Source organism: Bacteroides pyogenes DSM 20611 = JCM 6294, from assembly GCF_000428105.1.
In the GTDB taxonomy this organism is placed as follows: Bacteria; Bacteroidota; Bacteroidia; order Bacteroidales; family Bacteroidaceae; genus Bacteroides; species Bacteroides pyogenes.
Genome location: NZ_ATZH01000010.1, coordinates 57,933 through 76,378 on the forward strand (window position 1 = coordinate 57,933; position 18,446 = coordinate 76,378).

General features: G+C 50.9%; 14 protein-coding genes and 1 pseudogene. 7 read left to right on the top strand and 8 right to left on the bottom strand.

Annotated elements, in window-relative coordinates; translation table 11 throughout:
- Positions 1 to 93: 93 nt before the first annotated feature.
- The gene (locus C234_RS0102675) at positions 94 to 1,329 is read right to left on the bottom strand and encodes a cofactor-independent phosphoglycerate mutase (protein WP_027324504.1); all 1,236 of its coding nucleotides are present in this window, start codon (positions 1,327 to 1,329) and stop codon (positions 94 to 96) included.
- A gap of 2 nt (positions 1,330 to 1,331) precedes the next feature.
- Positions 1,332 to 3,767, bottom strand: a complete 2,436-nt coding sequence (gene thrA / locus C234_RS0102680; RefSeq protein WP_021646411.1) for a bifunctional aspartate kinase/homoserine dehydrogenase I — start codon at positions 3,765 to 3,767, stop codon at positions 1,332 to 1,334.
- A 428-nt stretch (positions 3,768 to 4,195) separates the two neighbouring features.
- On the opposite strand from thrA, the gene C234_RS0102685 reads away from it, so the two are divergent.
- The 5 genes from C234_RS0102685 (at position 4,196) to C234_RS0102705 (ending at position 10,357) form a co-directional block, all read left to right on the top strand.
- Complete coding sequence (locus tag C234_RS0102685) at positions 4,196 to 5,245, top strand: asparaginase (protein WP_027324505.1); 1,050 nt, start codon at positions 4,196 to 4,198, stop codon at positions 5,243 to 5,245.
- A gap of 308 nt (positions 5,246 to 5,553) precedes the next feature.
- Positions 5,554 to 6,921, top strand: a complete 1,368-nt coding sequence (gene radA / locus C234_RS0102690) for a DNA repair protein RadA (RefSeq protein ID WP_027324506.1) — start codon at positions 5,554 to 5,556, stop codon at positions 6,919 to 6,921.
- A 32-nt stretch (positions 6,922 to 6,953) separates the two neighbouring features.
- A complete protein-coding gene (locus tag C234_RS0102695; protein ID WP_027324507.1) occupies positions 6,954 to 8,621 on the top strand; it encodes an NAD(P)/FAD-dependent oxidoreductase in 1,668 nt (555 codons plus the stop codon).
- Between the two features lie 102 nt (positions 8,622 to 8,723).
- Positions 8,724 to 9,323, top strand: a complete 600-nt coding sequence (locus tag C234_RS0102700) for a response regulator transcription factor (protein WP_021646416.1) — start codon at positions 8,724 to 8,726, stop codon at positions 9,321 to 9,323.
- A 452-nt stretch (positions 9,324 to 9,775) separates the two neighbouring features.
- On the top strand, positions 9,776 to 10,357 hold the full coding sequence (locus tag C234_RS0102705; protein ID WP_021646417.1) for a hypothetical protein: 582 nt from the start codon (positions 9,776 to 9,778) through the stop codon (positions 10,355 to 10,357).
- Here the strand turns inward: C234_RS0102705 and C234_RS0102710 are convergent.
- On the bottom strand, positions 10,342 to 10,788 hold the full coding sequence (locus C234_RS0102710; RefSeq protein ID WP_148295155.1) for an RNA polymerase sigma factor: 447 nt from the start codon (positions 10,786 to 10,788) through the stop codon (positions 10,342 to 10,344). The two genes, C234_RS0102705 and C234_RS0102710, sit on opposite strands and share 16 nt — an antisense overlap.
- A 238-nt stretch (positions 10,789 to 11,026) precedes the next feature.
- Between C234_RS0102710 and C234_RS17945 the strand changes: the two are divergent.
- Positions 11,027 to 11,306: pseudogene (locus C234_RS17945) on the top strand (IS21 family transposase); the annotation flags it as partial.
- A gap of 67 nt (positions 11,307 to 11,373) precedes the next feature.
- On the opposite strand, the gene C234_RS0102720 reads toward C234_RS17945, so the two are convergent.
- From C234_RS0102720 to metA, 5 genes are all read right to left on the bottom strand, one after another.
- Positions 11,374 to 12,669, bottom strand: coding sequence for a Fic family protein (locus tag C234_RS0102720; protein ID WP_034537190.1), 1,296 nt, complete (start codon positions 12,667 to 12,669; stop codon positions 11,374 to 11,376).
- A 246-nt stretch (positions 12,670 to 12,915) separates the two neighbouring features.
- The gene (locus tag C234_RS0102725; RefSeq protein ID WP_027324511.1) at positions 12,916 to 13,518 is read right to left on the bottom strand and encodes an HU family DNA-binding protein; all 603 of its coding nucleotides are present in this window, start codon (positions 13,516 to 13,518) and stop codon (positions 12,916 to 12,918) included.
- 424 nt (positions 13,519 to 13,942) lie between these two features.
- Positions 13,943 to 14,995 (bottom strand): zinc ribbon domain-containing protein, encoded by a 1,053-nt coding sequence (locus C234_RS0102735; protein ID WP_235343286.1) that lies wholly within the window; start codon positions 14,993 to 14,995, stop codon positions 13,943 to 13,945.
- Between the two features lie 98 nt (positions 14,996 to 15,093).
- A complete protein-coding gene (locus tag C234_RS0102740; RefSeq protein WP_027324514.1) occupies positions 15,094 to 16,932 on the bottom strand; it encodes a peptidase U32 family protein in 1,839 nt (612 codons plus the stop codon).
- Positions 16,919 to 17,836 carry a homoserine O-acetyltransferase MetA gene (gene metA / locus C234_RS0102745; RefSeq protein WP_021644146.1) on the bottom strand — a complete coding sequence of 306 codons (918 nt, stop codon included), beginning with the start codon at positions 17,834 to 17,836 and terminating at the stop codon, positions 16,919 to 16,921. Before metA ends, C234_RS0102740 begins: the two co-directional genes overlap by 14 nt.
- A 180-nt stretch (positions 17,837 to 18,016) precedes the next feature.
- Here metA and C234_RS16985 point away from each other — a divergent pair, with 180 nt between their 5' ends.
- Positions 18,017 to 18,187, top strand: coding sequence for a DUF362 domain-containing protein (locus tag C234_RS16985; protein ID WP_002559159.1), 171 nt, complete (start codon positions 18,017 to 18,019; stop codon positions 18,185 to 18,187).
- Positions 18,188 to 18,446 lie beyond the last annotated feature (259 nt).

Below are 18,446 nucleotides of genomic sequence, written 5' to 3' on the forward strand. Positions count from 1 at the left end.
TCCACCGACGGTACAGCGCAAAGAAAAGGTTATTCCTTTTTTCAGTCTGCCCACGTCTTGTGCCAATGACGACGGTACGTTGCAAAGCAAAAGTTATCCCCGTTCAGTCTCCGGAGAACCTTCTCCCATGAACTTCTTCATAAATTCATCTTCTTTCAGCAATCCGTAAACACCCTCGCAGGCGGCCGCCTCGTCATACGTCTGCACCGCGTCGGGCTCGATGCCCGGATGCCAGATGAGAAAAGGAACCGGCTCTGCCGTATGCGTACGAAGTTCGCAGGGTGTGGGATGATCGGGCAACACGGCAATCGCAACCGGCTCGCTCCAATCTTTCACAGCCTCGTAAATCGGTCCGACAACGCGCCGGTCGAGGTTCTCAATCGTTCGGAGTTTCAAGGCCACATCCCCTTCATGCCCCGCCTCATCGCTGGCTTCGATGTGCAGGTAGACAAAGTCATCCGTTCGCAAAGCCTTGAGAGCTGCGGCAACCTTGTTCTCGTAGTTCGTATCGTACAGCCCTGTCGCTCCTTCCACCGCAATACGACGCAGTCCGGCATACGCCCCGATGCCGTTGATGAGATCCACCGCCGAAATCACAGAGCCTTTTCTTATCTGCGGAAAGGTGGCGGAAAGCGCAGGCATCTGCGGGCGATAGCCCGGACTCCACGGCCAGATGCTGTTGGCAGGATCTTTTCCCTCAGCCATTCGCCACAGGTTCAACGGATGATTCATCAGCAGTTCCTGCGATTTCAGTATAAGATTGTTGATCAGAGCCGCCGTCTCTTCCGCTTCGGGAACCAAGGGTTTCACCAGCAGCGGGCGAAACGGCTGCAAAGGCACATCGTGCGGAGGGGTACAGTGCAATTGTTTGTTTCCTCCTTCGACAACTAATAAATGACGATACTGTACACCTGTATGGAAGCGTACGCGTTCGTTCCCCAACTTCTCATGCAGGAAACGGATCAAGACATCGGCCTCTTCGGTGGAAATGTGTCCCGAAGAATGGTTCTTCAGAATCTCCCCTTCCACGCACACCAGATTACAGCGCATCGCCATCTCGCGCGGTTGCAGGTCGACACCGATGCTGGCGGCTTCGAGCACGCCGCGCCCTTCGTACACGTTCGGCAGGTCATACCCCAACACAGACATGTTGGCGACTTCGCTGCCGGGATGAAAACCTTCGGGCACGGTAACCAAACGTCCGTTTCGTCCCATGCGGGCGAGCTTGTCCATATACGGCGTATCGGCATATTGCAACAAAGTCTTGCCGCCTAACGACTGCACCGGCCAATCGGCCATGCCGTCTCCCAATATGATAATATGCTTCATCTTTATACGTTTGCTATACTCATGATATCGGCAAATACTCCGGCTGCGGTGACTCCGGCGCCGGCACCGTATCCCTGAATCATCATCGGATACTCTTTATAACGTTCCGTCGTGAGCAGAATGATGTTGTTGCTGCCTTCCAGTCCGTAGAACGGATGGTTTGCGGCAACCTCCTGCAGGCCGACGGAAGCTTTCCCCTCTTCCAGCTTGGCCACAAAGCGCCAATGCTTGTGTTCTTTCTCCAGAATCCGGCGACGCTCTTCGAAAGCGGCATCGAGGCTCGGCACTTTCTTCCAGAAGTCGTCCAGAGAACCTTCGAAAAAGTCGTTCGGTACAAAAAGATTCTTCTCCACATCCTCCTGATCGATGCGGTAACCCGCCTCGCGCGCCAGAATCACCAGCTTGCGAATGACGTCCTTTCCGCTCAGGTCGATGCGCGGATCGGGTTCGGAATATCGCTCCTCCTGCGCCATCCTGATGGTACGGCTGAAAGGAAGGTCGGCACTGATCTTATTGAAAATGTAGTTCAGCGTGCCCGAAAGCACCGCCTCGATCTTCAATATCTTGTCGCCGCTGTGAATCAAATCATTGATCGTATTGATGATGGGCAGTCCCGCACCCACGTTGGTCTCGAAAAGAAACTTAACGCCACGCCGGCGCGCGATGGTCTTCAGCTCGCGGTAGTTCTCATACTCCGAAGAAGCGGCAATCTTATTGGCTGCCACCACAGAGATATTGTGCTGCAAGAAGTCTTTGTAGAGCGACGCTATATCGGGACTCGCCGTACAATCCACAAATACGGAGTTGAATATATTCATCCCTATCACCTCGTCGCGGATGGTCTCGCGGCTGCTGGGCATCCCGTGGGCTTTAAGTTCTTCACGGAAATTGGCAAGGTCGAAACCATTGCGCCCGAACATTGCTCTACTTCCGTCGATGATGCCTACCACGTGCAACTTCAATCCGTTTTCCGCCATCAGCCTTTCCCGCTGGCTGCGAATTTGCTCTATCAGACTGCCGCCTACCGTACCGATGCCGCAGATAAAGAGGTTGAGTACCTGATACTCGGAAAGGAAAAACGAGTCGTGAATCACATTCAACGCTTTGCGAAGCGAGCGGGAATCGATGACAAAGGAGATGTTGGTCTCCGAAGCTCCCTGCGCGCAGGCGATTACATTGATACCGTTTCGCCCCAGCGTACCGAAAAGCTTGCCGGCAATACCCGGCGTATGTTTCATATTCTCGCCCACGATAGCCACCGTTGCCAAATCTTTCTCGGCCTGCATCGGCGAGATTTCTCCCATTTCTATCTCTTTGGCAAACTCTTCGTTCAACACTTCGCAAGCCAGATCGGCATCGGCAGTGCGCACTCCGATGGACGTGCTGTTCTCCGAAGAAGCCTGCGAAACGAGAAACACACTGATACCGTTCTTGGCCAACACTTTGAAGATGCGGTAGTTCACACCGATGACGCCGACCATTCCCAAGCCCTGCACCGTAATGAGGCTGGTATCGTTGATCGAGGAGATTCCTTTGATGGCCTTGCTTTGCGGGCTGGAAACCTCTTGCTTGATAACCGTACCCGCTCCGTCGGGATTGAACGTGTTCTTTATCAGAATAGGTATGTTCTTGTGGCACACCGGATAGATGGTGGGCGGATAAACGACTTTGGCCCCGAAGTTACAAAGCTCGGTGGCCTCCACATAACTCAGCTCGGTGATGGTGTAAGCATTCGGGATTACACGCGGATCGGCAGTCATGAAGCCGTCTACATCCGTCCATATTTCCAGACTGTCGGCATCGAGCGCGGCGGCAATCACCGCTGCCGTATAGTCCGAACCGCCGCGTCCGAGATTTGTCACCTCTCCCGTTGTTTTGTCCGAAGAGATAAAGCCGGGCACTACCGCCACCTTGGGAATGGAACGAAACGTTTCTCTCACCAGCCGGTTCGTCAGATCTTTGTCCAATGTGTGCTTGCTGTGCTTCTTCTCCGTCTTGACGAATGCGCGGGAATCGAACCGTTCGGCTCCTTCAATCAGTTCGGCGACAATGATGGAAGAAAGCCGCTCGCCGTAGCTTACTATCGTATCGGATGTTTTCGGCGAGAGATCTTTGATGAGGAAAATTCCCTGAAAGATGTCTCTCAACTCATTCAGCAATTCCCCGATCCGCTGTTTCAACGCATGTTTCCTTTCACCCGCCGGAATAATATCCTCCACCATCTCTTCATGGCGGCGGACAATCTCGCCGAAGGCTTCCTCATACCCCGAATCTCCGGCCGCCGCCATCTTCGACGTATGTATCAGTTTGTCGGTAATTCCTCCCAATGCGGAAACGACTACGATTACCGGATCGCCGGCAGCCTCAACGATTCTCTTTACGTTTAATATGCTTTTTGCGGAACCCACAGACGTTCCGCCGAATTTCATTACTTTCATGATTGTTGTTTTACAGATACAAGCCGGCAATCTACAGAAGCGAGACATGGAGCGGCAGAATATAACCGGCTCATTTAATCTCCTTGCCAACTAAAACTAAAATTTTGAATTTTGCCTACTTACATAGGCGTGAATCGCGTAGATACACAAATACTATCCCTTAACCCCTAAGGGTCATGGTGCACATGAACATGACTGTATGTGGATAGTAATTCATCATAGTCTCTGTTTCTACCTTTATCATTGATAAGTGTCGCAAAAATAAGAATAATAATATTCAATCTATCACATTTTTCGATATTTTTCTAATAAAAAGCATTTCCCCTTTCCGGAGCATCCGAAACAACAAATGCACTTTTATGTCATTTTGCTATTTTATATCCATAATTTTGCTACATTTGCAAAAAATAAAAGCATTATATCCGCTTATGACGGCACCAAACACTTCCGTATTGCTAATATACACCGGAGGAACGATTGGAATGATCGAGAACCCGGAAACAGGTGCATTAGAGAATTTTGATTTCGAACATCTGCAAAAGCATGTCCCCGAATTGCTGAAATTCAAATTCCCTATCGATACCTACCAGTTCGATCCTCCGATGGACTCTTCGGATATGGAGCCGGACATGTGGCAAAAGCTGGTGCGCATCATTTACGAGAATTACGACCGATACCGGGGATTTGTCATTCTGCACGGAACGGACACGATGGCTTATACCGCTTCGGCGCTGAGCTTCATGCTCGAGAATCTGGATAAGCCGGTGATTCTGACAGGTTCGCAATTGCCTATCGGAGTGCTTCGCACGGATGGGAAAGAAAACCTGATGACCAGTATCGAGATAGCCGCCGCTTGCAACGGCGAGGGGAAGTCGCTCGTGCCGGAAGTCTGCATCTTCTTCGAGAACCATTTGATGCGGGGAAACCGCACCACCAAACTGAGCGCGGAGAATTTCAACGCGTTCGGATCGTTCAACTACCCGGTACTGGCGGAAGCAGGCATCCATATTAAATACAACAATGTACAAATTCACGTCAACGGCGAACGGCGCAAGCTGATTCCCCATTATCTGCTCGACACCAACGTGGCGGTACTGAAACTTTTTCCCGGCATTCAGGAAGATGTTGTCGCCACCATTCTGGAAATCAAAGGACTTAAAGCGCTGGTGCTCGAAACCTACGGGTCGGGCAACGCTCCGCGAAAGGACTGGTTTATCCGTCGGCTATGCGAAGCCAGCAAACGAGGCGTGGTGATAGTGAATGTGACTCAATGCAATGCCGGAACCGTAGAGATGGAACGATACGAAACCGGTTACCAGCTTCTGCAAGCAGGCGTGGTAAGCGGATACGACAGCACTACGGAGTCCGCCATCGCCAAACTGATGTTCCTGTTGGGACACGGATACAGCCCCGAAGAAGTCCGCCTCCGGATGAACCGCTCGATAGCGGGAGAGATTACCATTCAAACAGAAGAATAGACGTATTTTTGCCCGCTCCTGCAAAGATACTGAGGCGATATTCGCCTCTTTCCGATAAATTATCGCTATTTTTGTAGGCTGCAAAAGAGGGTGAGGCTATGCCGTTCAAGGTTTTTCGAACAAACGATTTCCGTTGGCGAACATGCAACATCGGTCGTACCTACAGGATCAGAGGGAGTTCAGAACAAACCGTCCGGATAGAACTTGCGGTACGGACCTCTCGAATGCTGCCGTATGGACAGGAAGGGAGAAAATTGAAAGCAAACCGCCCCTTGTTTTGCAAACCGTAAAAAGAAGGAGAAGCGCCGATGGCTAAAGAGAAAACAGTGTATGTATGCAGCAACTGCGGACAGGGTTCGCCGAAATGGGTCGGCAAATGTCCGTCGTGCGGAGAATGGAACACGTATGTGGAAGAGATTGTGCGGAAAGAGCCGGTAAGCCGGCGTCCCGTGTCGGGTATCGAGACCCCGAAGGCGAAACCGCTTGCATTGAGCGAGATAGAAGCGGACGACGAACCGCGCATCGACATGCACGACGAAGAGTTGAACCGGGTGTTGGGAGGCGGACTTGTGCCGGGTTCGCTCGTACTGATAGGCGGTGAGCCGGGCATCGGGAAGTCGACGCTGGTGATGCAAACCGTGCTTCGTATGCCGGAACGGAAAATCCTCTACGTCTCCGGCGAAGAGAGCGCACGGCAGTTGAAACTTCGTGCCGACCGCCTTTCCCGCGTGTCGAACGATTGCCTCATCGTATGCGAGACTTCGCTGGAGCAAATATACGTGCACATCAAGAATACCAACCCCGATTTAGTCATCATCGACTCCATCCAGACCATCTCCACCGAGACGATCGAATCTTCGCCCGGAAGCGTCGCCCAGGTACGGGAATGTTCGGCCTCCATCCTGCGGTTTGCCAAAGAAACCCATACGCCGGTGTTGCTGATCGGGCATATCAATAAGGAAGGAAGCATCGCAGGGCCGAAAGTGCTGGAGCACATCGTCGACACCGTTCTTCAGTTCGAAGGCGACCAACACTATATGTACCGCATCCTGCGAAGCATCAAAAACCGTTTCGGCAGCACGGCGGAGCTGGGCATTTACGAGATGCGGCAGGACGGACTGCGGCAAGTGAGCAACCCGTCGGAACTGTTGCTGAGCCAAGACCATGAAGGGATGAGCGGAGTGGCGGTGGCCTCCGCCATCGAAGGCGTGCGCCCGTTTCTGATAGAGACGCAGGCTCTGGTAAGCACGGCGGCTTACGGAACGCCCCAACGCTCGGCTACGGGATTCGACATACGTAGGATGAACATGTTGCTGGCGGTGCTCGAAAAGCGCGTCGGCTTCAAACTTGCGCAGAAAGACGTGTTCCTCAACATTGCCGGCGGACTGAAAGTGAACGACCCCGCCATCGACTTGGCAGTCATCAGCGCTATCTTGTCGTCGAACATGGACGCTCCCGTCGAACGGGAAATCTGCATGGCGGGAGAAATCGGACTTTCGGGAGAGATACGCCCGGTGAACCGCATCGAGCAACGCATCGGTGAAGCGGAAAAGCTGGGTTTCAAACAGTTTCTGCTGCCCAAATACAACCTGCAAGGGATAAATACCCAAAAACTGAAAATTGAACTGGTTCCGGTGAGGAAGGTGGAAGAGGCGTTCAGGGCGCTATTCGGATAAACCCGCACGAAACCGGCAGATAAACGAATCTTATGATACAAGAATACCAACTGCGCGTTCTCCCCGAAACGGCCGCCAACGAGCAGCGATTGAAAGAATATTTGTCGAAAGAGAAAGGAATCGGACTGCACGAGATGACTGCCGTCCGGATATTGAAGCGGAGCATCGACGCGCGGCAGCGCACCGTGTTCGTCAACCTGAAGGTACGGGCGTACATTCGCGAAGTTCCTCAGGACGATGAATACGCGCATACGCACTACCCCAACGTAGAAGGAAAGCCACAGGTTATCGTAGTGGGTGCCGGTCCGGGCGGGTTGTTCGCAGCCCTGCGCCTTATCGAACTCGGTTTGCGCCCCGTTGTCGTAGAACGCGGAAAGGATGTACGCGAGCGGAAGAAAGACCTTGCGCAAATCAACCGTGAACATATCGTAAACCCCGAATCGAATTACAGTTTCGGAGAGGGAGGGGCGGGCGCCTACTCCGACGGGAAGCTCTATACCCGCAGCAAAAAAAGGGGAAACACGGACAAAATCCTGAACGTGTTCTGCCAGCATGGGGCATCCGCAGCGATACTTGCGGACGCTCACCCGCACATCGGTACGGACAAGCTGCCTCGCGTGATTGAGAATATGCGCCGAACGATTCTCTCGTGCGGGGGCGAAGTGCATTTCCAAACCCGGATGGATGCTTTGATTATTGAAGACGGAGAGGTGAAAGGCATCGAGACGAACGCGGGACAGACGTTCTCGGGTCCTGTCATTCTGGCAACGGGGCACTCCGCGCGCGATGTTTACCGGTGGCTGGCAGCGCATCGCATCGCCATCGAGCCGAAAGGGATTGCCGTAGGCGTTCGTCTGGAACATCCGGCGGCGTTGATCGACCAAATACAATATCACAACCGGAACGGAAGGGGGAAATACCTCCCCGCAGCCGAATACAGTTTTGTCACTCAAGCCGAAGGGCGGGGAGTGTACAGTTTCTGCATGTGCCCCGGAGGATTCGTCGTTCCGGCAGCCAGCGGAGCGGAACAGGTGGTGGTGAACGGCATGTCTCCTTCCAACCGCGGCTCGCGCTGGAGCAACTCGGGCATGGTGGTGGAGATACAGCCCGAAGATCTCGCAAGCGGCAAGCTGAAAACCGGAAGCGAAGAACGGAGCGAACAACGCGACGAACAGCTTCTCGCCATCAACCCGTTGCTGACAAACGGAGAACTTTCGGCGCTTCATACCCGGATTCTCCCGCTACTTTATTTCCAAGAAGAACTCGAACGACAGTGCTGGCAACAAGGAGGAAGACGGCAGACGGCTCCCGCACAGCGCATGCTCGACTTCACCCTCAGGAAGCTCAGTTACGACTTGCCGGAAACATCGTATAATCCGGGCATCGTCTCCTCCCCTCTCCATTTCTGGATGCCGGAGTTCATCACCCAACGCCTGTCAATGGGTTTCCGGCAGTTCGGACGCAGCAGTCGCGGTTTCCTGACGAACGAAGCGGTGATGATAGGAGTCGAAACACGCACCTCGTCGCCTGTCCGCATCGCGCGCGACAAAGAGAGCCTGCAACACGTCACCTTGCGCGGACTCTTCCCTTGCGGCGAAGGGGCGGGGTATGCAGGCGGCATCGTCTCCGCCGGGATAGACGGAGAACGCTGCGCCGAAGCGGTAGCCGGCTATATGGCGCAAGGAGGCGGACAAGGATAACGGAAGCATGAGAATCGACCGGAGAAACCCGCAACATCTGCCCGGAATGAAAAAATTATATGAAATAAACAGAGAAGGAACAACCGCCAAAAACAAACGAAGATGAATAAACCCGAAATAGCCATTATAGATCCCAATACCCTGACTTGCTTAGGATTGAAGAACCTGTTGGAAAGAATGATTCCGATAGCCGTCATCCGCACGTTCCGGAGCTTCGGCGAACTGGCGGACGACACGCCGGACATGTATGCCCATTACTTCGTTTCCGCACAAATTTACATGGAGCACAATGCCTTCTTCCTGCCCCGCAAACGGAAAACGATCGTACTGGCAAGCGACAGTCCGCAGTTCCAGCTCTCCGGCATTGTCGTGCTCAATGTATACGAAACGGAAGAGGTGCTGGTGAGAAACCTGCTCAAGCTGCATCAGCACGCCCATCAACACGGCTATCCCGTAAAGGGAATGCCTCCCATCCCGGCAATGGTTCCCCAGCAGGATATACTGTCGGCACGGGAAATCGAGGTGTTGGTGCTCATCACCAAAGGCTTGATCAACAAAGAGATTGCGGACAAGCTGAACATCAGCCAGACTACCGTCATCACGCACAGAAAAAACATCACGGAAAAACTGGGCATCAAGTCGGTGTCGGGACTAACCATCTATGCCGTGATGAACGGATATGTGGAGGCCGACCGCATTTGAGCGGATTTTCCCGATAGGATTGCTTCATGCAAACAGAAAGTTTGTTCGTCAGAAAGATAGCGGGGAACAGAAGTTGCGCTTCATGCCCGCCGTTTTTTCGGTTTGAAGCTATGCTATTGAAGAGTAGATTTTTACCGATTTGGATTGGAAAGATGGCGATAGTACATTATGGGTACGCTTAAAGTGGCAAAGTTAGGAACGTCCCATCCTGCTTGATATAATAGAGGATCGGCATGGACGCAAGTCTATCATTATTACCTCGCAACTGCCAAATAAACTAAAATAAATAATAACCCCATCGGTCAAGACGTTTTGAGGGGGCATTATTGAATATTTTCAGGGGGTAGAATCATTTTGGTTTTAGCGGGCATCTTACACTGGATTCTCCATAAATAAGGTAACATTTAAACAAAAACAAATACGCCACCGTTTAATAATAAAACACCCGAAACATGAAAGCAAAAATTTTATTTGTCTCCTTATTGAGCATACTATTCGCCTGTAATTCAGCGGATATGAACTCAAATTTTGAAACCGGTTTAGAAAGTAACGCCCCCAATCAGGTGCTGCTGCTGAGAGTGGACTACACCACCAACACGTTTGAAGGTGGAACGATATTGGGTTTCGACAAGAAAACCGAAGACTTTACTATTGAAAACGAGTACGTTGTGCCAAGCGATTTCGGCAGCGTGAAGTTGATTTACAAGGAACTCTGGCAACCACTTTTTGAGGGAACCATTCATTGGATGGGGCGGGGTAAAATGACGTTCCCCAAAAAACTCGAACCCGCTTCTGCTTTTAAACACATATCAACCTACGACCTCCGTTATCCCACCGGTTTTGAAAATGTATTTAACCCCGACAATAGGGAATTAGATTATGATAAACCGTGGATTTCCGTTCAAGGTTTGGCAAAAACGCGCGAATTTCTCACTGCCAATCCCACTCAAAAAGCCAAATTGTTTCTTTACACGCCGAGCGTGGGCGCGGGCGACCCAAAAGATTGGTATTGGCTTATTTACCTGAAAAAATAAATCGCGACAAACAACCTTACTGCGCTATCGGCAATTTCGGGATAATGTTTCCGAATGTACTCGCGAACGGTGTGCAACGCCCTCGAAAACGTGTTGTGAACCGTTTGCGGTGTGGTATTCAATTCGTTGGCAACCTCTTTGGCGGAAATGTTATCCACCCGCATCCAAAAAGTTTTTTTTGTGAGCAACGTACTGTTTTTCAGTGCATCGCACACAATATGCAACAATTCCTCTTTCTCCATGTCGGCACCTGCCAAAAGCGGCGAAACAATATCGGTTTCATCTATCGGAACGGTTTCGGGAACGGCAATTCGATAGATGTCGTAGATGCGGAAACGCAGATATTGCATCAGAAAAACCTTTGCGCATCCGTCTTTATCGGGGCGCAACATACGCGGATTTTCCCAAAGAGCCAGCCAAAAATTTTGCACAATCTCCTTCGCCACATCCGCGTGGTGCACCTGGAAAATCCTATGTAAGATGCCCCTAAAACCAATCGATTCTATCCCCTTGTTCCCAAATAATCCTGCCCATTGATTCCAATATAAAATGCCCTTGTCAGACAATGTCCGGCAGGGGATTTTTCCGTAGATTTGATACCCGTCTTGACCGGTGGGATAAAATCATTTCTACTATGACAACAAAGATAGCAAACATTCTCCAGTGGTTCCGTCACAACGCCAACTTGAGCTTGAGGCGCTTCTTCCTGAGTATGCCGCCCGACTTAGCCGACGGGGCGTAACAGTGAAAACCCTGTACGAAGAGTACCGCGAAACACATCCTAACCCATGTTGTAGGCCATGTCGAGCATTATGCCGGAGACCGGATGTACATCGACTTTGCCGGTGATAAACTTGAGGTAGTTGACAGTGAAAACGGCGAATGCCGCAGCGTTGAAGTGTTCGTGCCCATACTTCCATGCAGCCACTATACCTACTGCGAGGGGGTAAATGGCAAAATTAGGAGCGTCCCATCCTGCTTGATATAAATTAAGGATTATGAATGTGCCTAACCTTTCAGTTCATCCTTAAATAGGAACAATACTTGGCAAGCAGGTTTTCTAATGGAAGGTCGCCTTTTTCAAACCGCTCTGCATCAAGTGGCAAAATTCTTTCGCACACTTGTAACTTACCCTTGTAGAGAGCTTTGATGTATTGATTCCCGTTTTGCTGCTCGATGCTGATTTCAGAAAAAAAGGCTGTGATGTCTTCCGGGTCGTATATAATGGAATAGCTCGGTCGTTTGGCACCGGGAATGTCTTCTCGAAGAATGTCTTTTTCTATAAGGTCTTGAATATCTCGTATGGCTGTGTCTTTGGAACATTTGGCCAATGATGCCCAAGTTTTGGAAGTTATCTTTGCTTCATAGCCATCAAGAAACAGGTTCAGCATATCGGTCTGCCTTCGGCTAAGTGGCACAGAAGAAGCCTTTTGCCAAAAGAAATTCTTGTTCAAGACGGTACTGACGATATTTTCCGCTTCGTCAAGTGCTACAGACAACGTATGGGCGTACCAGCATATCCATTCTGTGATGTCACCATCGCCGTGTTGAGCCTTTTCCAGAATATCGTAATAGTGGTTTTTATCCTTATTTATTTGAGAGGAAATATTATAAAATCTGAACTCACTCTTATCAGCACGAGCCAACAGCATATCAGAAAGTATGCGCGCCAAGCGTCCGTTGCCATCTTCAAATGGATGAATGCTGACAAACCAGAAATGTGCAATGGCTGACCGTATAACCGAATTTATATTTTCCTGACTGTTAAACCAATCAAGAAAATGTGCCATTTCTTCGTCCACGCGTTCCGGTGAGGGAGCAATATAATGGATTTTCTCGCGACCGAACATCCCGGAGACAATATGTTCCTCGCTTGTACGATACTGTCCAACTTCAATCTGCGAACCCTCGCTGAAACCTGTCGGGAAGAATGCTGCTTGCCATGCACGAATTTTCTCTTTCGTCAATAACTGGTCGTAATGATTTACTGCATCAAGCATGACTGCCACAACAGAATCTATGTAGTGCGATGGCGCTGTCTGTCTGATAGTTTCTATACCCAATTTTCGAGCAATGGATGAACGCACTTCATCTACATTCAATCGTATTCCTTCTATTTCTGACGAATAAACGATATCATACGTCAGATTCTCCGCCATCGCTTTTAATTTGCTATCAAAGCCAAGCGAGGCAAGCCTGCCATATAACAAACCCTGTTTGCGGTTCACTTCTTCAAGAAGCGCTGTCAGTTCAGTCGCATTCCAACGGAATGCAGTCCAAACGTCGCAATATTTGCGACAAAAATAACCGATTATTGTCGTATTATCAAGTAGAATCCTATAATGTTGCAAAAAATGCGATGATTTATGGTACAAAACGTCTGATTAGCTTGACTTGCATCTGTATTTTCGAATCAAATTAGGGATTGCGCATCTGCAATGTCTTTTTTGCAAAAAAACATTGCACAATAAAAAACAAAAGAGAATCGTTTACGCCCTTACAAACATGAGATATATAACCAAATACAGTTTTCCGCCTCAGTAAATAATAGCGACTTTTTATCCTCCCCTCACATACACCGTAAGCCGTCCGGCTCCCTCCCGTTTCAACACTCCGCGCTCTACCCAGGCGTTCAGTTCTTCCAATGCCAGGAGGCGCTTCCGTCCTGTCAGTCCGGCATATTGCGGGCGGGTGATGAAGGCGTGTTTCAGCAAATAGTTTTCGAGAAGGGCTTTGCATTCTTTCTCGGGCAAAGGGGGAGCTTCCGGCGCACGGGGAGCCTCTCTGCGTTGCAGCCTCATCTTTTCCTTTATCTCCCGCTTGATCTGGCTGCTTGCCCGGTAATTGACACCCCTCGGCTCGACAGAGGCGGCACGGATCTCACTTTTATCGCTCACCGCAGGACAGCTCAGCGAAGCGGAGAAGTAACCCAAACTGCCCACCTCCACCGTCCACCCTTCGGCGAGCAGATCGCGCGCCTCGCTGCAAAAGGCTTCGAGTGCGCCTGCCAGCAGGCTGCGGCTGATTCCGGTAAACCGATGGACACGGTCGAGAAATTCCTCCCGCCCCACCGTTCCTTTCGACACGATGCGGGCATGCAGGCGCGTGGCCTCTCTTTTACTGCGTTTCGGGGTTGCGAACAAATCGTATATGGCACTCATATTTTTATGGATTTAGATTGTTATCAAAAAGTTTGTTTGCTGCAAAAATAAGAAGTTTATTTTCCCCGATAGCGAAAATCAAACCGTTAGTCTTAATAAAATTATTAATCACTCACCCGCGTTTCATTCGTCTCCCGTTCGGCAGACGAATGAGTCTCAAGCGAAAGACGAATGGGACACGATCGGCAGACGAATTACTTTTACTACAAAACGAGCAAGTTATTGCGATGCAGGGAAATAAAAAACAGACGAAAACCGAAGCGAAAAATTAGCTCAGGAACTATTCAAGGAAAGGGCATTAACGATAGGGTCACTTGTGAGAGTTACGAGCCACAACGCAACTTGCCAAATCGAATCACGCGATACGTAGGGTCTTCACCCGGGATGAAACAAAGTATCATATCCGTTTTCTCCAAAGCTCTCATCATTCGTTCATGGCGCCGCAATGGGGGCATACGCCTTTCTCTTTCAGTTTTGCGCCGCAATGGCCGCAACAGTAACGGTAACTGATGTTCTGCTTCACTTTCTTCGCAAAAATCCAGATGAAAAGCAGCAGGAAAAGGTAGCCGATATAGATGTGCGTCGTCAGGATAAAGAAAAAGTAGCAGAAGATGCAGCAAGACATCAGTCCCAGCATGTAGAAAATGGCAGCCGCAGGGGTGAGCTGGCGGAACAAGGCTTCGAGCACCGCCAGAGCGACAATGAGGAACAGCCAGATGCTGAGCAGGAACAGCGAAAGGATGAAAGGCACTTCGAAAGGCGACAGGGTGGGGTTGAAGTAAAAATGTTCCCAAGTGTCGGGCACAAACACCTGCATCGTTTCGTACACCGTAGCGCTGAACGCCAGCAGCAGACAGAGGAACAGCGGATATACGCTGTCGATATCGTTGAAATAGACCATGCGCAACTGCTTTTTGCGAAAAGCGCGAAGCAGGTAAACACCGACAAACAAGGCGAAAATAACGATGAAATAAGAGGCGTGCGTATCGCTGAACAGGTAGATGGCCTGCGAAATGCTGTCGGTAGGAACGAACGAGCCGATGAGTTCTTTCTCGCGTATCCACCCTTGCGCCTCCTGCGTATGCGCCAGCTTCACCCATATACTGTCCACGCTGTCGGCGGGATGCACGGCAAACTCCGCCACCACCACGCGGTCTCCTTTGTACAGGCGGACGAATGTGTTCTTGATGGGCAGGCATTCCAAGTCGACGGAATCGCCGATCACCTCCAGATTGGTGTTCCAGGTGTAATGCCGTTCGTACAGATACCGCAGCGAATCTCTCGTTTTTTCCGTAAGTTCGCCCGAATCCAAATCGGGAACCCGATACCGGCAGCCCGACAAAAAAAACAGGCAGCACAGCAGGCCCGCTACGACGCAACAAAGGACCGTGCGAAAGCCCCCCGCACCCGATGCAAAGAGGCTATGCCGATACGCTCCCGCCCCTGTTCCGATATGTAAAAACTTTCTTATCTTCATTCGTCGATTCCATTCGGATATCCGGTTGTTCTTTCTTTACTCTTGCCCGCCAAGCACGATTTATCGGGCGATTCTTTCTTTTGCCTCATACACATTCATTACTGCGCATTCTGCTCCTTCACCTTCATCTGGCAGTTCTTGCAATCGAACTCCAGACGGAAACGCCGTCCGTCGTTCGACACCAGCGAGTAAGGTTCCTTATAGGGCGAACGTTGCCGCTGATGAACGGGGCACCAGCCCATGCTGTAACGCAGGCAATGCTTGCAGAACATAAGCACGGCATCTTTCACCGCTTCTTTCTCGTAGGCCGCCCCTACGCTCTGCACTCCGTGCTCTTTATAGAACGAAGCGGCAAGCGGGTTCATCACATTTCCCAGATACGTGAGCGCTGTCTGCGGAAAGGCGTGGGCGGTCTGTTTCCACACAGCCACTTCCCTGCGGTAATTGATGCGGCGGGTTGCAACCAGTCTCTCGACAGCCTGACGCCGGAATTCCGCCAGCACCGAAGCAGGCAAGAACCAGTTGTCCGAGAACGAGACTTCTATTTCCGCCGCTTCGAAAGGCGTGTTTCCCAACTTCGCAAGTTGCGCTTTCAGGTTATCGCGTTGCGGAGTGCGCGCAAGCTCTTTTTCACGCGTGAGCGACAAAGTGACGCGGATGTTGTCTTCGTCCGCCAACGTCAGCGAAAAGCCCGTGCCGTGCTCGGCAAGCCAGATGTTCACGGCGATTTTACGCTCCGCCGTCTTGCGCGACAGCATCCGTTCGAACTCCCGGTCGTAGTTCCTGTACAGCTTCGTGCGGGGTTTGATGCGCGGCATCTCCTGCGGATAAATCTTATTCCCGTCCACCCGGTTCACGCGGAACCCCTGCATCCGCCCCTGCTCGTCGATATAGCAAACACCGTCTCCGTTGCTGAAAGGCTTCACCCCCGCCACAACCAGAAAGTTGCCGCGCACCTCCTTCATCGTGCCCATCTCTTCGCCGAGCGACTTCGGAGTATCGAAAGAACACACATCGCCCTCCCTTCCGTGCAGGAAATAATCAGTGAAACCGCGGCTGAAACTCTTCTCGAGTTGCGGACGGAACTCCGGCCGGCAGCTTCCCGAAGAGGCTCTCACATATTCCGGACGACGGGCAAGAATCTCATCCAGCTTCCGGCGATAGGCAGCCGTGACATTCTTCACGTACGACACGTCCTTCAGCCGTCCTTCTATCTTCAGCGATGAGACTCCCGCATCGAGAAGTTCCTCCAGATGGTCTATCCGGTTGAGGTCTTTCAGGGAAAGCAGGTGCTTGTCTTTCACCATCACTTTCCCGTCGGCATCCACCAGCGTGAAAGGCAGGCGGCAGAACTGGGCACATTCGCCCCGGTTAGCGCTCCGGCCGAAACAAGCCTGGCTGACATAGCATTGTCCGCTGTAGCTCACGCACAGCGCACCATGCACGAATACTTCCAACGCCGTTTGCGGGCAATATTCATGTATCCGCCTTATCTCCCTCAACGAGAGTTCGCGCGCCAGCACCACCTGCCGGAACCCCGCATCGGAAAGGAACTTTACCTTCTCCGGCGTGCGGTTGTCCATCTGTGTGCTGGCATGAAGCGGCACAGGAGGAAGGTTCAGCTTCGTAATTCCCATGTCCTGAATGATGAGCGCGTCCACCCCGATGCGGTACAGCGCGCGAATCATCTCTTCCGTTTCCGGCATCTCCTCTTCCTTGAGAATGGTGTTCAGCGTCACATAGATGCGGACGTTATACAGATGGGCATACCTCACCAGCGCCTCGATGTCTTCCAGCGAATTCACCGCCGCCGAACGGGCGCCGAATTTGGGCGCACCGATATACACCGCGTCCGCCCCGTGGTTGATGGCCTCGATGCCGCACTCCAGATTCTTCGCCGGAGCCAGAAGCTCTATTTTACGCTTACCCGATTTCATTGATGTTGTACGGTGTTTCCTGATATACAAAGTAGTTCAGCCAGTTGGAGAAGAACAGGTTGGCATGCGCCCTCCACCGCACCAGCGGTCCCTGAGCGGGGTCGTCGTTCAGATAATAATTGCGAGGCTTCTCTATCGGCAGCCGCTTGTCCAAGTCGCGGCGATACTCCGTGTCGAGCGTCGACGGTGAATATTCCGAATGCCCGGTGACGAAAAACTCGCGCCCACCGCGCGCCATCACCATGTATACACCTGCTTCCGGCGAGTCGGAAAGCAATGTCAGTGCGGGATTCTTCAGGATATCCTCCCGGCGCACTTCCGTATGGCGGCTGTGGGGAACAAAAAAACAACTGTCGAACCCCCGGAAAATGGGATGGAGCGGATTGAGCACCCGGTGTTCGAAAATGCCGAACATTTTCTTCTCCAACGGATACTTAGGAATGCCGTAATGATGGTAAAGCCCCGCCTGAGCTGCCCAGCATATATACAGAGTGGAGGTGACATGCGTGCGCGCCCATTCGAATATCTCCGTAATTTCATTCCAATAAGTCACTTCTTCAAAGGGCAAATGCTCCACAGGCGCTCCGGTGACAATCATCCCGTCGTACTTCTGGGCGCGCATCTGCTCGAAATCGGTATAAAAAGCCTTCATATGCTCTATCGGCGTATTCTTAGGCGTATGGCTCTTAATCTTCATAAAAGAAATTTCCACTTGGAGCGGAGTGTTCGAAAGCAAACGGATCAGATCGGTTTCTGTCGTTATCTTCAACGGCATCAGGTTCAGAATCGCGATCCGCAGCGGACGAATGTCCTGTTGCGTGGCACGTGAAGTATCGATGACAAATATGTTTTCTTCCTTCAACAGCTCTATCGCAGGAAGCCTGTCGGGCAAATTAAGAGGCATAGTTGCTTTGCATTTGATTATCTGCCTGCAAAAATACGAAAAATAAGAGAGAATAAAGAGAAGAAGATTATTTAGAATTCGTACAAATTAAGTCATTTTAAGCAAGAAAGAAAACAACGAATGGATAAAACACTTAATTTTGCTGCACAAATTAGTACTAATAATTTAAATTTTGACAACATGGCTTACGTAATTAGTGACGATTGTATTGCTTGCGGAACTTGCATCGACGAGTGTCCGGTAGAAGCTATCTCTGAAGGTGATATCTACTCTATCAATCCTGATGTATGCACAGACTGCGGTACTTGTGCAGATGTTTGTCCGTCTGAAGCTATTCACCCGGCTGAATAATACAATCTGAAAAGAAAAAATGAAAGGCTGCTTTCCACAAAGGAAGCGGCCTTTTTTTGCGTCCGGTAAGTTCCTCGCCATGTTAGGAGCATTCCGGAGGATACACGCATAGACGTGGAATAAAGAAGAGAAGCTGTTCAAGTCTCATGCACGCAAAAAACCTTCCCACCGGAAAGGATCCCTACAAACACCGAAGTGGTTCCCACAGCCCAACGGAATGAATCGCATGCCGGGTTGAAAGAATTCTCCCATTGAGAGG

Bases quoted from the DNA above. Each gene is read 5' to 3' on its own strand.
- C234_RS0102725 (WP_027324511.1), bottom strand. From the start codon at position 13,518: ATGAGTGCCATATACGATTTGTTCGCAACCCCGAAACGCAGTAAAAGA.
- C234_RS16985 (WP_002559159.1), top strand. From the start codon at position 18,017: ATGGCTTACGTAATTAGTGACGATTGTATTGCTTGCGGAACTTGCATC.
- metA (WP_021644146.1), bottom strand. From the start codon at position 17,836: ATGCCTCTTAATTTGCCCGACAGGCTTCCTGCGATAGAGCTGTTGAAG.
- thrA (WP_021646411.1), bottom strand. From the start codon at position 3,767: ATGAAAGTAATGAAATTCGGCGGAACGTCTGTGGGTTCCGCAAAAAGC.
- C234_RS0102695 (WP_027324507.1), top strand. From the start codon at position 6,954: ATGATACAAGAATACCAACTGCGCGTTCTCCCCGAAACGGCCGCCAAC.
- C234_RS0102675 (WP_027324504.1), bottom strand. From the start codon at position 1,329: ATGAAGCATATTATCATATTGGGAGACGGCATGGCCGATTGGCCGGTG.
- radA (WP_027324506.1), top strand. From the start codon at position 5,554: ATGGCTAAAGAGAAAACAGTGTATGTATGCAGCAACTGCGGACAGGGT.
- C234_RS0102735 (WP_235343286.1), bottom strand. From the start codon at position 14,995: ATGAAGATAAGAAAGTTTTTACATATCGGAACAGGGGCGGGAGCGTAT.
- C234_RS0102700 (WP_021646416.1), top strand. From the start codon at position 8,724: ATGAATAAACCCGAAATAGCCATTATAGATCCCAATACCCTGACTTGC.
- C234_RS0102705 (WP_021646417.1), top strand. From the start codon at position 9,776: ATGAAAGCAAAAATTTTATTTGTCTCCTTATTGAGCATACTATTCGCC.
- C234_RS0102740 (WP_027324514.1), bottom strand. From the start codon at position 16,932: ATGAAATCGGGTAAGCGTAAAATAGAGCTTCTGGCTCCGGCGAAGAAT.
- C234_RS0102685 (WP_027324505.1), top strand. From the start codon at position 4,196: ATGACGGCACCAAACACTTCCGTATTGCTAATATACACCGGAGGAACG.